The sequence below is a fragment of the Streptomyces tailanensis genome, assembly GCF_008386495.1.
Taxonomy (GTDB): Bacteria; Actinomycetota; Actinomycetes; order Streptomycetales; family Streptomycetaceae; genus Streptomyces; species Streptomyces tailanensis.
Genome location: NZ_VTHJ01000025.1, coordinates 87,033 through 102,348, shown reverse-complemented (window position 1 = coordinate 102,348; position 15,316 = coordinate 87,033). Strand labels below are relative to the sequence as shown.

The following is a 15,316-nucleotide window of genomic DNA, read 5'->3' as shown; positions in this document are numbered from 1 at the left end:
CGAGCACCCGTCGGTGCTCGGGGACTCGCGCGCTTCACCCATGTGCGTGTACATGTCCATGCCGTCCTGCAAGGTTTCGTCAAGGGTCGGTCAAGCGTTCGCACCGGACCCGCGGGCATCCCTCCTCCCACAAGGCCGAGAGGCCGACACGAGCAACGCGGGGAGAGATTCGGGGGAGATGATGTCTGTCGCAAGCGGGCCCCAGGGGGCCGTGTCCGTCGAGTCCGGTCAATGGCTGACGCTGACCGGCTGCAAGAGAGTCCTCGTCGTCGTCCACACCGAGGTGTACGGACAGCGGCTGAGGGATCTGCTGTCACTGCTGGAGTCCGATCTGCGGATCCAGGTGGCGTTCACGATGGCACCACACGCGTTCAACCAGGGAGCCGAGCGCTCGCTCCCCGACCGCCTCGGCTCCGTGATCCCATGGGAGGAAGCGGTACGCACCGACTTCGACCTGGCCCTCGCCGCGGGGGCACAGGGCACCGAACGGCTGCGCGCCCCGCTCATCCGGCTCCCGCACGGCGCGGGACATATGAAGCTGTCGCGGCTCGACGACGACCGCGACCCCGGGGCGCCGCGAACCGTCGGTGGCCTGGGCCGGCGCTATCTGATGCGGAACGGGACGGTCGTACCCCGGGTACTGGCCCTGGCGCACCGGGAGGACCTGGACGTCCTGGCCCACACCTGTCCCGAGGCCCTGCCCGCGGCCGAGGTGGTCGGGGACGCGGCCCATGACCGGATCATGGCGAGTCTGCCGCTGCGGTCCCGCTACCGCAGGGCGCTCGGGCTGCGCCCCGGACAGAAGCTGGTCCTCGTCTCCTCGACCTGGGGACGCGGCTCCTCCTTCAACCGGCTGGACGCGCTCCTGCCGAGGCTGCTGGCCGAGCTGCCCCGCAGGGAGTACCGGATCGCCGTGACCGTGCACCCCAACGTGTGGTCCGGGCACGGCGACTGGCAGGTCCGGGCCTGGCTGGCCGTACTGCGGCGACGCGGGGTCCTGGTCATCCCGCCGCAGGCCGACTGGCGTGCGCCGCTGATCGCCGCGGACTGGGTGATGGGCGACCACGGTTCCGTCACGCTGTACGCGACCCTCACACCGGCGGCCATCCTGCTGACCCGCTTCCCGGAGGCCGACGTCCGCCCCGGCTCGCCGGGCGCCGAGCTGGCCCGCACGGCTCCCGCCCTGTCCCCCGCCCACCCCCTGTCCCAGCAGCTCGCCTATGCCGCCGCCGAGTACCCGGCCGCGGAGTACGCGCGGATCGCGGCCCGCATCTCCTCCGAGCCGGGCCGGTTCCACCGCAACATGCGGCGGGTGATCTACCGGCTGCTCGGCCTGGGCGAACCCGCGTACCCGACCATGACCCGACCACTACCGACGCCCGGCGCCCGGCGCGCACGTGGCCGACGAAGCGCAGGCGGGGCCTCGTGACTCGGGAGACGGACAGATCCCGGGAACCCTTCACCGCCGATCTCGACGCCCTCCTCGATGCCGTCGGGTACGAGTTCGCCGATGTGCTGTTGGCCGGTCGGCCCCGGCCGGTGGCGGAGGCGACGCGGCTGGCGCGCGACGCGCTCCGGCGTTACCCAGGGTGTCTGGTAGTGGTCGCACGCTGCCGGGGCGGCGGCTGTGTGGCCGTGACCTGTACGGGGGTTCGGCTGGTGGTGGGGGCGCTCACAGGTGAACGGGAGCCCACGGACGGGGAGTTCAACGACTTCGCGGTTCTGTTGTTCACGTGGCTCACGTCGAGTGATCCAACCCGTCCGGCTCCTGGGGCTCACCCAGCTCATGGGGCTCATGGGGCTCATCCGGTTCATCGGGCTCGTCGAGCGTCGGGGAGAGCCCACGCAACCGCTCCGCCAACCGCTGTGCGTCGGCGGCGCTGACCGGCTCGTACCGGGCCAGGGACCGGCGATACCAGTCCCCGGCCCGCAACGGGTCACCCACCGCCTCGGACCGCTCGCCGAGCATCTCCAGCACCCTGCCCTGCCAGTGGACGGCGCCCGCTTCCTCGAACTCAACGAGCGCGTCGAGGAGTTGGCGTGTGCCCAGGTCCCGCTCCGGATCGGGTTCCGGGTCCTGGGCCAGTCCCAGATGGGCCAGGGCGCGGGCGGCGTCGTAGGTGTCGCCCTCGGCGAGCAGGTCGTCGCGGGCCAGGGTGAGGTAGCGGCGTGCCCGCTCGGTGTCGTCGTCGGCGAGGGCGACGTCGCCGAGGCAGATCCGGGTCAGGGCGGCACCGCGCCGGTAGCCGATGGCCTCGCGCAGGAGGAGGGCCTCGGTGAACCGGGCGGTGGCCTCGGCGAAACGGAGCGCGAGCCGGTGCGTCTGGCCCAGGCCGTGCAGGGCCTGGGCCTCGGCCCGGCGGTCACCGTCCTGGCATGCCGCGTCGAGCGCCTCGGTGAACCAGCTGACCGCCTCGTCGAGGCGCCCGGCGTTGCGCAGTCCCGTCCCGCCCGAGGTCAGCATCTGGTTGAGCGCCGCCCGGTGGCCGTCGCGCAGGGCGGCGGCGCGCCCGATCTCGTACGCCTCGATCCACAGGTCGTAGGGTCTGAGCCGCAGGACGAGCGGCCAGAGGGCATCGGCCAGTTGCCATGTCGTACAGTGCGGACCGCGCCCGGCCGACGCCCGCAGAACAGCCATGAGCCGGGCCTGTGAGGCGTCGAGCCAGCGCAGCGCCTCCGCCCCGTCGGCGAACCCGGGCGGGGTCCTCGGCGGGAACGCGTAGTCGCGGGGCAGGATGCGATGGCTGGGGGTGAGCATTTCCTCGGCGGCGGTTGCGGTGGCCAGGAAGTGGTCGGTGACTCGGCGTACGGCCTGGTCACGGGCCTCGTCGGGGTCCTCGCGCTCGGCTCGGTGGGCGGCGTGCGCGCGGACCAGGTCGTGGAAGCGGTAGCGGGTCAGCCGGGTGCGGGGGTCCTGGGTCAGCTCCTCGATCAGGTTCACGTCGGTGAGGCCGTCGAGCAGTCCCACGGCCTCCGACGGCTCGACGTCGAGCGCCGCGCCGGCCACGATCGCGTCGAGGTCGGGGACGGGAAGTAGCCCCAACAGGCGGTAGGCATGGGCGAGTTGGTCGGGCAGCTGGCGGTACGACTCGTCCAGCGCGGTCTCCACCGCGTGTTCTCCTCCGAGGCTCAGGGTCGCGAACCGGCTGGTGTCGTCCCGGTCGAGTGCTCCGGCCATGGACGCGAGCGGCCGCGCGGGTCTGGACACCAGCCGGGCCGCGGCGACGCACACGGCCAGCGGCAGTCCGGCGCACAGGACGGCGATCCGCCGGGCCGCCTCGGGTTCGCGCCGCACCCGGTCGACGCCGAGCCGGCGCGTGAGCAGGGCCACGGCGTCGTCGAGGGCGAGTGCCTCGACCTGCTGGAACACGGCGCCGTCGACACCGAGCCCGGCCAGCCGCAGCCGGCTCGTCACCACGACCAGGCTGCCCGGCGAGCCGGAGAGCAGCGGACGGACCTGCGCGGCGCTGAACGCGTTGTCCAGCAGTACGGCGATGTCGAGCCCGGCGGTGACCGAACGCCACAGCGCCGCCTGCTCATGCAGTTCCGCCGGTACGTGACCGACCCCGAGGGCTCTGAGGAACCGTCCGAGCACCTCGCCCGCCCGCAGCGGCTGCGCGCCGGGGCTGTGTCCCTGGAGGTCGGCGTAGAACTGCCCGTCCGGGTACCGGTCGGCGCGCCCGGCGAGCCAGTGCGCCGCCAGGGCCGTCTTGCCGACACCGGCCGGGCCGGTGATGACCGCGAGCCCCGTACTGAGGGTATCGATGCCGCGCAACCGCTCGTCCAACGCGGCCAGTTCATGCTCACGTCCGGTGAAGTGCGCGACAGGCGGCGGCAGTTGGCGGGGGACGAGGCGCTCCCGGTCGGGCCGCGTCGGCGGTGGGGCGTGGATGTGCACGTCGCCCCGGATGTCCCGCGCCTGCACCACCGGCCCGACGATCTCGGCCTGCCCGCCGATGCGGTTGTCGGTGCCGGTGCTGTCGCTCGGCGTCCGGACGCGCTCTCCCTCGTCACCGTCCTCCACCCCTCCGACACGCCCTCCCCTCTCCTCCGCCTCCCCCGTCACGAGCACGGCCATGGCCCACACGCGCAGCGAGTTCGCCAAGGGGGGCCGGGTTTCGGCCTGCCGGGCCAGTTCGGCGGCCAAATGTCGGGTCAGGGGTGAGGTCACGGGCGAGGTGAGTGCCCAGGCCTCCCAGGTCCGGAGCAGGGTCCGGGCGCGAGGTCCGGCCATCGCCCGGGTGAGTTCGGCGAGCGCCCGGCGTGCCCAGGGGCGGGCGGCCGCCAGGCTCAGCGCGGGCAGCAGTTCCTCGGTCGTCACCGGGTCCATCGCCGTCCTCCGCAGGCCATCGGCGTACGACCGACTGTCGTCGCCCGGGCGGCTGGAGAACTACCCATCCGGCCACCGGAACAGACAGGTGTATGCAACAAGCAGAGCGTTTTAGCCAAGATATCTGTCGATTACGTTCGCCATATTGACCGGACTTGACGCCATGTCATCCTTTGATAATCGGAATTGCACGTACCTGATCAGCGATGGGGGCGCTGGTGGACGTGGACATCCTCATCCTGGGCACCGTCGAGTTCCGGTCCGACGACCGGCGGGACATCCTGGGATCACCGAAGGAGAGGCTGGCGCTGGCCGCGCTGGCCGTCGACGCGGGCAAACCCGTCGGTCTGGACACCCTCATCGACCGGCTGTGGGACGGCACACCGCCCGCCAAGGCACGGGCGGGCCTGCACTCCTACGTGGCCCGCATCCGCCGCCGCCTGCGGGACGACGGCCTCGACGACCGGCTCACCCAGCAGGCCCACGCCTACTGTCTCGCCGTACCCCGTGACCGGGTCGACTCCCATCGCTATCTGCGCCTGTGCGAACAAGCCCGCTCACTGGCCGACAGCGGCGACGACGCCCGCGCCCTCGCCCTGCTCGACCAGGGGGAGCAGCTGTGGCGCGGCGAGCCCTTGACCGGGCTGCCCGGCCTGTGGGCGCAGGGGGTACGGGCCAACCTGTCCGAGAAGCGGCTCGCGGCCACCCTCACCCGCATCACCATCGAACTGCGCCGGGGCCGCTACGCCGATCTGGTTCCCGATCTGACCGCCCTGCTCGACGAGCACCCCACCGACGAGACCGTCGCCGGCCAGCTGATGACCGCCAGTTACGGCTGCGGCCGCCAGACCGACGCGCTGCGCGTCTACGACACCGTACGAAGACGGCTCGCCCAGGAGTACGGCACCGCCCCGGGCGGCGGTCTGGCACGGGTGCATCAGCTCATCCTGCGCCAGGCACCGGTGACCGAGTTGCTCGCCCGACCCGCCCCCGCCACACCGACCCCCAACACCCTGCCCAGCCACGGTGAACTGATCGGCAGAGCCGGCGAGTCGGGGATCCTGCACGCGGCCGCCCCGGGCGACGGGGCCATCGCACTGCACACGGTCTCCGGGATGCCGGGGGTGGGGAAGTCCCTGCTCGCCGTGCACGCCGCGCGCAGACTGGGCGACCGCTTCCCCGACGGCCAGCTGTACATCGATCTCCGCGGCCACGTACCCGGTCAGCAACCCCTCGCCCCCGTCGACGCCCTCGCCCAACTGCTGCGCACGCTCGGTGTTCCCGCCCGCTCCATCCCGCCCGCACTCGACGAACTCACCTCACTGTGGCGGACCCTGCTGAGCGCCCGCCGGGTCGTGATCGTCCTCGACGACGCGGCTGACCCCGAACAGGTCAGACCACTGCTGCCCGGCTCCTCCCAGTCGCTGGTCATCGTCACCAGCCGCCGTCGACTCACCGGTCTGCCGGGGCTGCGCACCCTCACGCTGGACACACTGCCGACCGAGGACGCCATGGCGCTGTTCGGGCACCTCGTGGGGGCGGAGCGCGCGCGGAACCGGGACGAGACATACGAGGTGGTACGGCTGTGCGGCCATCTGCCGCTCGCCATCGAACTCGCCGCCGGACGCCTCAACTCCCGTCCTTCGTGGACCCTTTCACATCTCGTCCAGCGGCTGACCCGAGGGCCGGACAGGCTGGGGGAAATTCGGGACGGTTTTCGAGCGATTGCCCGCGCGTTCGAAATGTCGTACCACACTTTGACGAGGGATCAGCAATGCGTATTCCGGCTGCTCAGCCTGCACCTCGGAGTCGAATTCGACGCGCATTCGACAGCCGCTCTCGTCGGCCTCCCGCCGGGCGAGAGCGAACAGATCCTCGAAGAACTCCTCGATGCCAATTTGGTCCAGGAGCGGAGACCTGAGGTTTACAGATTTCATGATCTCGTCAAGGAGTACGCGCATAAGCTGACGCTCTCCGAAGACCCGCCCGGCACGCGTGACGATGCCGTACGAGCACTGATCGCGTTCTACCTCCGAGCGGCTGAGCAGGCGGCCGCACTCACCCATCCCCGCCGGCCGCGCATGCGTACCGCAGGGCTTCTCCCGGAAGCCACGCACTCGCTCTCGGTCGACCTCGCCGACGCCCGGACCGCCCGGCAGTGGCTGCTGCGCGAGCATGTCGCCCTGGTCTCCGCCGAGCGTCGCAGCCGTGCCGCCGGGCACACGCGTGAAGCGGCGCTCCTCGCCCACGCGCTGGGCGGGTTCCTCACCGACGAGGGGCACTGGGGGGTGGCACAGGCCATGCACACGGCCGCCGCCGCGTACTGGCGGGACGCCGGTGACCGACAGGCCGAGGTCCGGGCCCTCATCGACCTGGGCACCGCCCAGAACCACACGGGCCAGTACGACCGGGCCCTCGCCTCAGGGCGCCGCGCCCTGGACGTGGCCCGCGCCGCCGGGGACGCGGGCGCGGAGGCCGACGTGCTGCATCTGCTCGGGGTGGTCCGCTGGAATCTGGGTGAGCTTCAGGAGGCCCTGGGGCTCCAGAAGACGGCGCTGGCCCTCTGGCAGCGCGCCGGCGACCTCTGGCAGACGTCCCGCGCCTTCAACAACCTGGGAATCACCCAGATCTCCGTCGGGGATTATCCGGAGGCAGGCCGGTCCTTCACCAACGCACTGAGCGGATTCCGTATGTGCGACGACCCAAGAGAGCAGTCTCGTACGCTCAATAATTTCTCGGACCTATATCTTCAGACCGGGCGTCGAGAAGAGGCGAGAACAGCCCTCGGAGAGTCCCTCAAACTGCTCCAGGAAAACGGAAACGACGATCACTCGCGCGCCTTCATCCAAGTCAACCTCGCCGACACGATGGACGTTCCGAATGAATTGGAGGCGGCTCTGGAAATGTATCGCCAGGCCCTCTCCACCTTTCGCCGACTCGGCGATAAACGCAACACGTCCATCACTCTCCATCGCATTGGTGTCGCCTTCGAGGCGGCCGACCGGACGCACGAGGCGGTCGCCCACCACGAACGGGCCCTCGAACTGGCCAGGGACATAGGTGCAGCTCACGAGGAGGCCGAGGCCCGGCGCCACCTGGCGGCGATCGCGGAACGGTCGGGCGATCGGGCGAGCGATTCCCTGCACTGAGCACCTACTCCTGCAAATTCACGCGAATTCACTGCCTTGGCCGAAGGACTACGCGCAGAGACTCCGAATCACTTCGTCTTCTTCGCTTGCCCCATGGTTCTTCTGCTGGTTTGATCAGCCTCGCCTCGATCGCAGAACGGCGCGAGGCGCAAGATGAAACTCCAGTGCAGGAGAACACTGACCAATGCGCAACAAGCACGCCTGGGCTTCGGCCTTCCTCGTCGTAATGGCCGTAGCCGGGATACTGAACCCGTCGCTCTCCCACCCTGTCCGGCAGTCCATCACCACGAGCTAGAACAACAGCACAACGCATTCGCGATTCGTCGCCCGCGGACGCCCGGCCGGACACCCTCCGTCCGGGCGTCTGCCCTCGGGAGCGCCCAGGGAATACCCTGAGCCCCCGGAGATCAACGGGACGGTGTGGGAGGGGAGCGGGTGGACGAGCACGCGGGTGAGGGCGGGACGGTGCGCAACTCCGTCTCGGGAAACGCGGTGGTCCATGGCCACTCGGTCCAGGCGCAGGTGATCGAGTCGCTCACGATCGCCTCGTCGGGGGCATACCGGCCGCCGGTTCCCCGCCAACTGCCCGCACGGAACGGTTTGTTCGTCAATCGGACCACCGAACTCGGCTCCCTGAACGACGCGTTGACGTCCAGCCGTCTGATCTCGGTCAGCGGACTCGGCGGTGTCGGCAAGACCCAGTTGGTGAGCCGGTGGGCGACCGCGTCGGGCGCCGAGTACTTCCCCGACGGTCAGTTGTACGCGGACCTGGCGGACAGTCGCCATGACGGCGCTGTCGACGTCAGTGCCGTACTGGGGGACTTCCTCCTCGCGCTGGGCGTGGAGAAGGACTTCGTGCCGACCTCGCAGAACGGGCGGGCGGCGCTGTACCGCACGGTGACCTCGGGTCGGCGGCTGCTGGTCGTCGTCGACAACGCGCAGCACGCGCCGGAGGTGCGCCCTCTGATCCCCGGCGGAGGACATCTGGTGGTCCTCAGCCGTAAACGCCTGCCCTCGCTGGTCCTGGACGGCGCGGCCCAGATCGTGGTGGGGCCGCTGGACGACGAGGCCGGTGTCGAACTGGTACGGACGTGGCAGCACGGTGCGGCCGAGCGGACCGCCACCGAGCTGGTACGGCTGTGCAGTGGGCTCCCGCTGGCGATGCGGACCGTGGGAGAACGGCTGCTGCGGCAGTCACATCTGACTCTGGAGGACGTGGTGCGTGGCTTGGGCGGCGACGGCGACTGGCTGCGCGGTGGTGACGACGACCGGTCCGTGGCCGTCGTGTTCGAGAAGGTCGTGTCCGGTTTCCCCGAGCACACGCGGGAGCTGTATCTCGTGCTGGGCTGTCTGCCCGGCACCACGTTCACGGGACCCATGGCGACGGCGGCCGGGGTCGGCCGCTTCGACGAGGGTGTGGGTGATCTGCTGGACGCCCATATGGCCGTACCCCATGGGCGGGACGCGTCCCACCGCTTCCGGCTGCACGACGTCGTACGGGCGCACGCACGCGGGTACGCCCTCAGGCACCGGCCGGAACAGTGGCACACGGACGTCCTCGCGCGTGTCCTCGACTTCTACGTCGAGCGCGCCGCGCAGGCCGACCGGTTGGTGCTGGGCGACCGCTTCCGGCTCCAGGACGCGCCGTCCGCAGCAGCGCCGTTCCCTGACGGCACAGAGGCCCTGGACTGGCTGGACGCGGAACGTGCCAATCTCCTGGCGGTGCTCAGGGAAGGGGCGCGCCACGGACGGCACGAGGCGGTGTGGCGGTTGTGCGAGTCGCTGTGGGCGCTCTACCACAGCCGTAAGCACTACGCCGACTGGATCGAGTCCCACCGGCTCGGCATCGCCGCCGCCCAGTGGGAGGCCCGGCCCGATGCCGAGATCCGGCTGCGGAACCAACTGGCACGCGCACACTACGACTTGGGCGAGTACGTGCAGGCCCGGTCCGAGTTGGAGCGGGCCGAGGAGTTGTTCGGTCTCGTCTCCGACCCCCGGTTGCGTGGCGTCGTGTGGGAGTCGCACGGTCTGGTGTGCCTCGCCGAAGGTGACCCGGAAGCCGCCCTCGACCTGTTCGAGCGGGCGCTGGAGGCCAACGCGGGGGACAGGCACGGTGTGGCCGTCCAGACCTACAACGTCGCGCAGGCCCTCGTCGCCGCCGGACGCCCCCGGCAAGCGGTCGAGCGCTTGGACCCCGTACTCGCGGAGCTGCCCGAGCGGGACTCGATGCGCATGCGGATCAACCTGGTGCTCAGCCGCGCCCGGCACGCGCTCGGCGACACGGACGGGGCGCTGGCCCTGGCCGTCGACGCCGCCGTACTCGCCCACGCGCGAGGCCAGTACGCGAAGCTGGAGCAGGCCCTCGCCCTCGCCGCCGAGCTCGCCGACCTCGTCCAGGACGCCCGACTGCGCACGGCCTGCCTCGACAAGGCCCGTGAACTGCGCCGTACGGCGGGCGTCGCCCCAGCGGAGGAAGCGGGCCCCGGTCGCGACTCCTGACTCTCGGTCACCGGGCGGCGGCACGGCGAGCCACGCCGCCCGGTAGCCGGATCTCGGCGGTCCGGCACCGCTCGTTAGTACGATCACCTCAGTACGATCACCTCGGTCCGCCCCGTTTCGCCGTCGCGCCGTTCCCATCCGTTCCGACCCGTTCCAGCCGGAGAGTGGCCGTGTCCCTGCTGTCGCGTATCGTCCAGCGGCACGTGCCGCCGAGGCGTCGCGGTACCTGGCCGGAGCCGCGGGCACGGGTGCTGGGGATCGTGCGGACGCTGACGTCGGCGACCCGGCTCCTGGACGTGCTGACCCTGCTGCGTCCCGAGGACGGCATCGAGGTCTCCTACACGATCAATCCGGGCTCGGCGTTCGCGGCCGGTCTTGAGGAGTATCTCGCCGGTGTCGGCGCGGAGTTCGTGCCCTGGCGCGAGGCCACGCGCAGGCGCTTCGACCTCGCCGTGGCCTGCACGGTGAACGCGTCGATGCGCCGGGTGGGCTGTCCCCTGATCGTGTTGCCCCACGGCGCCGGCTACAACCGGCTGGTCCCGGAGACCACCGGGGACGCCTCCTCCCCCGCCGGTCTCTCGCGGCGCGAACTCATGTACTGGGGACGGGTCGTGCCGAGCGCGATCGGGGTGTCGCACGAGGAGCAGATCGACCGGCTCGCCCGGATCTGCCCGCCCGCCGCCTCGCGGGCGCTGGTCGTCGGCGACTGGTGCTTCGACCGGATCCGGGCCAGCGCGGCGCGGCGCGACGTCTACCGTGCGCGGCTCGGCGTCGGTGGCGGGCGCCGGCTGGTCGTCCTGCACTCGACCTGGGGCGAGCACTCCCTCCTCGGCCGCTGTCCCGATCTGCCGCTGCGGCTGGTCGGCGCGCTCCCCGTCGACGAGTACGCCGTCGCCGCCGTACTGCACCCCAACGTCTGGGCCTGGCACCGCCCGCTCGGCGTGTACGAGCGGCTGGCGGCGGCCATGGACGCGGGCCTGATGGTGATTCCTCCGCAGGAGGGGTGGCGGGCGGCGATCATCGCCAGCGACTTCGTCATCGGCGACCACGGGAGCACCTCGTTCTACTCGGCCGCCGCCGACCGGGTGACGCTGCTGGCGGCCACCGGGCTCGACGAGGTCGATCCGGCCTCGCCGACCGCCGACTTCGCCCGTACGGCCCCGCGCCTCGACCCCGACGGCGACCTCCACGAGCAGCTGCGGCAGGCGGCACGGCAGCACTCCCCGGAGCGGCTGCGGGACATCGTGGACCGGCAGCTCGGCGCACGCGGCCAGGCGGGCTCGATCGTGCAGAAGTGGATGTACGGCCACCTCGGCATCGATCCGCCCCCGCGGCCGCCGCGCCCCGCGCCCGTACCCGATCCGGTGCCGCGACGCCACACCGCCCCTTCGACGTACGACGTCACGGGCGGGCCGCTGCCCGACGGCACTGTCGCGGTGACCCGCCGGCCGGTGGTGGAGGGGCTCCAGGAGGCGCGCGGGTTCTTCGCCCGCAACGACGACGGCCCCCTCGTTCTGCCGCCCAAGAGCGTGGAGGTCCTCGCGCGCACGGTCGTCGACGCCGAGGTGCCGCCCGTGGAGTGGGTCGCCCGCACCGCCGAGCGGTTCCCCGACCTGAACGTGGTCGTCGCGCCCCTCGACGACGACCGCTGTCTGCTGTGGCTGCGCGGCGGCCACCTCCTGGAGGCCCACGCCGTCCGCCCGTGGGGCACCCCCCGTCCACACCTGGACGCCCTGCTCCTCGGCTCCGCCGTGAACCTGTGGTGGCTGGCCGACCCGACCCGCGATCCGGTCCCGGAGCTGGTCACCGCGGGCCTCGGTGTCCGCACCGGTGAGCGTGTGCTCCGGGTCGAGTTGACCGAACGGCGTCCCTGACGCGGTCCTCGCCGGGCTCCCCCAAGCATGAACACAACCGTTGGTAGACATTGTCTATGGGCGGCGGGTAGACAGTGTCTACTCACCCTGGTAGACATTGTCTATGAGCGAGCGGCACACCGGGCTCCGGACCCGGCTGATCGACGTCGGTGTGGAGTTGGTGACCGCGGAGGGCGTGCAGGCGCTGTCCCTGCGGGAGATCGCGCGGCGGGCGGGGGTGTCGCACGGGGCGCCGCGCCGGTACTTCCCGACCCATCTGGAGCTGCTGTCGGCCATCGCGCGGCGGGGCTTCGAGGAGCTGGCGGGCAGGGGTGTCGCGGCGATCGGGGACGGTACGGCGAGCCCGCGGGAGCAGATCGCGACGCTGGGTCGTGTGTACCTCGACTTCGCGCTCGCCAACCGGGGCATGCACGAGCTGATGTTCCGTCACGATCTGCTGGAGAGCAACAGGTTGGGGCTGCGCGAGGCCAGTATGCCGATCTTCGGCCTGCTGGTGGACCTGGTCGGCCGCGCCCGCCCCGGCGTCGACGCCCGGCTCGTCGCGGGCGCGCTGCTCGCGAACCTGTACGGCATCGCCCAGCTGTGGGCCTGGGGCAGTCTCCAGCTCACCACGGGCGCCGATGACTTCGCGCCGCTGCTGAACGCCGCGCTTGAGGCCCATCTGGGGAGCGAGGAGCGATGAGAGCGGCGACAGCCGAGGCCCGGCGGCCCGTCTCCGCCCCGCACCGCCGCCTCACCCTGGCGAACAGCGTGCTCGGGGCCGTGATCGTCGCCCTCGACGGGACCGTGCTGACCATCGCCCAGCCGGCTCTGCGGCGTGACCTCGACGCCTCGTTCGTCGAGGTGCAGTGGACCAGCACCGGCTATCTGATCGCGGTGGCGGGTCTGCTGGTGTTCGCGGGGCGGCTCGGTGACCGGTACGGGCATCAACGGGTGTTCGCCTGGGGGGTGTTGGGCTTCGGCGCGGCTTCGGCGGGCATCGGATTCGCGCCGGGGGTGGGCTGGGTGATCGGGCTGCGGGTCGTGCAGGGGGTCTTCGGGGCGCTGTTGCAGCCCGCCACGCTAGGGATGCTGCGGGCCGCGTTCCCGCCCGACCGGCTGGGGATGCCGGTCGCGCTGCGGACCAGTGCCGTCGGGGTGGCGGCCGCGGCCGGTCCGTTGGTCGGGGGTGTGCTGGTCACGCAGTTGGGTTGGCGGGCGGTGTTCTTCCTGAACGTCGTCCCGGCGCTGGTCATGGGCGTGTTGGCCCTGGCGCTACGCGCGCCGGAGGCTCCGCGGAGGTCCGCCACGCGTCTCGACCTGCCCGGCGCCGCGCTGCTCGCCGTGGCCCTGGCGGCGCTCGTGCACAGCCTCGTCGGGATACCGGAGCACGGCTGGACGGCGGCCGGCGTACTCGGCCTGCTCCTGACCGCCACCGTGGCCTGTGTCCTCGTACGCCATGAACGGCGTGTCCCCGACCCGCTGTTGCCGCCCGCCGTGCTGGGCTCGACGACGGCCGGTGCGGCGCTCGGGGTGCTGGTGACCGCGTCGGCGGCGATGCTGGGCGCGATGTTCGTCGGCAGTCACCTCCTCCAGGAGGGCCTCGGCATGGATCCGCTGCGCACGAGCCTCGTCGCGCTGCCCGGCGGCGTGATGATGGTGCTGGGCGCCCCGGTGGCGGCCGTACTGCTGCGCCGGTGGGGTGCCCGCCCGACGGCCCTCACCGGAACGGTGCTGCTCACCGCCGGGGTGCTGACGCTGTCGCGGGTGGACCCAGGGTCGTCGGCGTTTGCGATCGGCGCCGGCTTTCTGCTGGTGGGCGGCGGGTTCGGCGCGGTGATGGTCACCGGCACCGCCGTCGTCGTACGGCATGCGCCGCCCGGGGCGGCGGGGGCGGTGGGCGGGCTTCAGCAGACCGTGATGAACGTCGGCCCGGCGCTGGGTGTGGCAGCCGCGGCCACGCTCATGCCGCTCGGCGCGGGGTCCGCGTTGTTCCTGCTGGCAGGCGTGGCCGCGCTGGGTGCGCCACTTACCGGTCGAATGCCCCGACCCGCCCGTCCCGTGAGGGATGGAACACCGTCCGTACGGAACGATGAAGACAAGCGTGTAGAAGACAAGCACGTATGAGAGCCGTGACCCGGGCAGACCGGAGGAGAACCACCATGGAACGACTGCGCCGTGAGATCGAGCCGCGCGAGGCAGGACTCGACCCGAAGACTCTGGCCCGTCTGGACGAGTACCTCGCCCGCCAGGTCGACGACGGCCGGCTGCCCGGCTACCTGCTGTCTCTCGCCCGCCACGGCCGCGTCGCCCATCTCACGACGTACGGCATGCGCGACCGGAAGACCCAACTGCCGGTCGAGACCGACACGTTGTGGCGGATCTACTCCATGACCAAGCCGGTCACGTCGGTGGCCGCGCTGATACTGATCGAGGAGGGCCGCCTCTCCCTCACGGACCCGGTCTCCCGCTACCTCCCGGAGTTCGCCGAGCCACGCGTGTACGAGTCCGGGGAGGGCGCCGACACCCGGACCCGCCCGGCCGGGCAGCCGATCCTCGTCCGGCACCTCATGACCCACACCTCGGGCCTGACCTTCGGCTTCTACTACAACCACCCGGTGGACGCGCTCTACCGCGACGCGGGACTGGAGAACTCCGTCCGGCCCGGCGCCGATCTGCCGCGGACGTGCCGGGAATACGCGAGTCTGCCGCTGCAGTTCGAGCCCGGCTCGCAGTGGAACTACTCCGTCTCCACCAATGTCCTCGGCCGGATCATCGAGGTGGTGTCGGGTCAGGCGCTCGACGAGTTCTTCGCCGAGCGGATCTTCGGCCCGCTGGGCATGACGGACGCCGGCTTCCAGGTCAGCCCCGAACAGGCGGTCCGGCTGGCCGAGTTGTACGGCGAGCAGGAGGACGGCTCCATCGCGCCGGTGCCCGGCCTGCCCCTGCGCCGACGGCCGCGTTTCCTGTCCGGCAGCGGTGGCATGGTCGCCACCGCCCGGGACTTCCACCGCTTCACCGAGTTCCTGCGCCGCCGCGGCGAACTCGACGGCGTGCGGCTGCTGACCCCCGAGACCATCGACACGATGACCACCAACCAACTGCCGGGAGGCGCCGACATCCACTCCTACGGCAGCCCTTTCCACCGGCAGCCCGGCAACGTCGGTGTCGGCTTCGGTCTCGGCGTCTCCGTGGTGATCGACCCGGACGTGACCGAGGGCCCGTCCTCGCTCGGCACCTTCGGCTGGACCGGCGCCGCCACCACGACCTTCTGGGTCGACCCGCGCCGTGACCTGACGGTCCAGTTCATGACGCAGGTACGACGCCGGTCGTCCTCCTCCCTCTACCGGGATCTGAAGCGGCTGGTCCACGAGGCCGTGGTGGACTCCACCGCAACGTCTCGCTAGGGGGTACTGCGAAAGTCCCGTGCGGTGCCCGCGCCCGCCGCGGGTGGGGGTCCCCCCGCTCGAGCGGAGCCGAGAGTG

The 15,316-nt window shown here is 71.5% G+C and carries 8 protein-coding genes; 7 read left to right on the top strand and 1 reads right to left on the bottom strand.

The window, feature by feature from the left end:
- Positions 1-211: 211 nt before the first annotated feature.
- Complete coding sequence (locus tag F3T56_RS21495; protein ID WP_246203743.1) at positions 212-1,429, top strand: hypothetical protein; 1,218 nt, start codon at positions 212-214, stop codon at positions 1,427-1,429.
- A gap of 309 nt (positions 1,430-1,738) precedes the next feature.
- On the opposite strand, the gene F3T56_RS21490 is transcribed toward F3T56_RS21495, so the two are convergent.
- Positions 1,739-4,330 carry an ATP-binding protein gene (locus tag F3T56_RS21490; protein WP_246203742.1) on the bottom strand — a complete coding sequence of 864 codons (2,592 nt, stop codon included), beginning with the start codon at positions 4,328-4,330 and terminating at the stop codon, positions 1,739-1,741.
- 206 nt (positions 4,331-4,536) lie between these two features.
- Here F3T56_RS21490 and F3T56_RS21485 point away from each other — a divergent pair, with 206 nt between their 5' ends.
- From F3T56_RS21485 to F3T56_RS21460, 6 genes are all read left to right on the top strand, one after another.
- On the top strand, positions 4,537-7,479 hold the full coding sequence (locus F3T56_RS21485; protein WP_149826838.1) for an AfsR/SARP family transcriptional regulator: 2,943 nt from the start codon (positions 4,537-4,539) through the stop codon (positions 7,477-7,479).
- 435 nt (positions 7,480-7,914) lie between these two features.
- The gene (locus tag F3T56_RS21480; protein ID WP_149826837.1) at positions 7,915-9,978 is read left to right on the top strand and encodes a tetratricopeptide repeat protein; all 2,064 of its coding nucleotides are present in this window, start codon (positions 7,915-7,917) and stop codon (positions 9,976-9,978) included.
- Positions 9,979-10,148: 170 nt separating this feature from the next.
- A complete protein-coding gene (locus F3T56_RS21475) occupies positions 10,149-11,852 on the top strand; it encodes a hypothetical protein (RefSeq protein WP_149826835.1) in 1,704 nt (567 codons plus the stop codon).
- A 103-nt stretch (positions 11,853-11,955) separates the two neighbouring features.
- Entirely contained in the window at positions 11,956-12,534 is a 579-nt protein-coding gene (locus F3T56_RS21470; protein WP_149826833.1) for a TetR/AcrR family transcriptional regulator, read from the top strand.
- Positions 12,531-13,958, top strand: a complete 1,428-nt coding sequence (locus F3T56_RS21465) for an MFS transporter (RefSeq protein ID WP_149826831.1) — start codon at positions 12,531-12,533, stop codon at positions 13,956-13,958. Before F3T56_RS21470 ends, F3T56_RS21465 begins: the two co-directional genes overlap by 4 nt.
- A gap of 35 nt (positions 13,959-13,993) precedes the next feature.
- Positions 13,994-15,238, top strand: coding sequence for a serine hydrolase domain-containing protein (locus F3T56_RS21460; RefSeq protein ID WP_149826829.1), 1,245 nt, complete (start codon positions 13,994-13,996; stop codon positions 15,236-15,238).
- Positions 15,239-15,316 lie beyond the last annotated feature (78 nt).

What these genes read in the sequence shown, in the direction of transcription:
- F3T56_RS21490 (WP_246203742.1), bottom strand. Translation starts at nt 4,330, where the DNA reads ATGGACCCGGTGACGACCGAGGAACTGCTGCCCGCGCTGAGCCTGGCG.
- F3T56_RS21485 (WP_149826838.1), top strand. Translation starts at nt 4,537, where the DNA reads ATGGGGGCGCTGGTGGACGTGGACATCCTCATCCTGGGCACCGTCGAG.
- F3T56_RS21470 (WP_149826833.1), top strand. Translation starts at nt 11,956, where the DNA reads ATGAGCGAGCGGCACACCGGGCTCCGGACCCGGCTGATCGACGTCGGT.
- F3T56_RS21465 (WP_149826831.1), top strand. Translation starts at nt 12,531, where the DNA reads ATGAGAGCGGCGACAGCCGAGGCCCGGCGGCCCGTCTCCGCCCCGCAC.
- F3T56_RS21460 (WP_149826829.1), top strand. Translation starts at nt 13,994, where the DNA reads ATGGAACGACTGCGCCGTGAGATCGAGCCGCGCGAGGCAGGACTCGAC.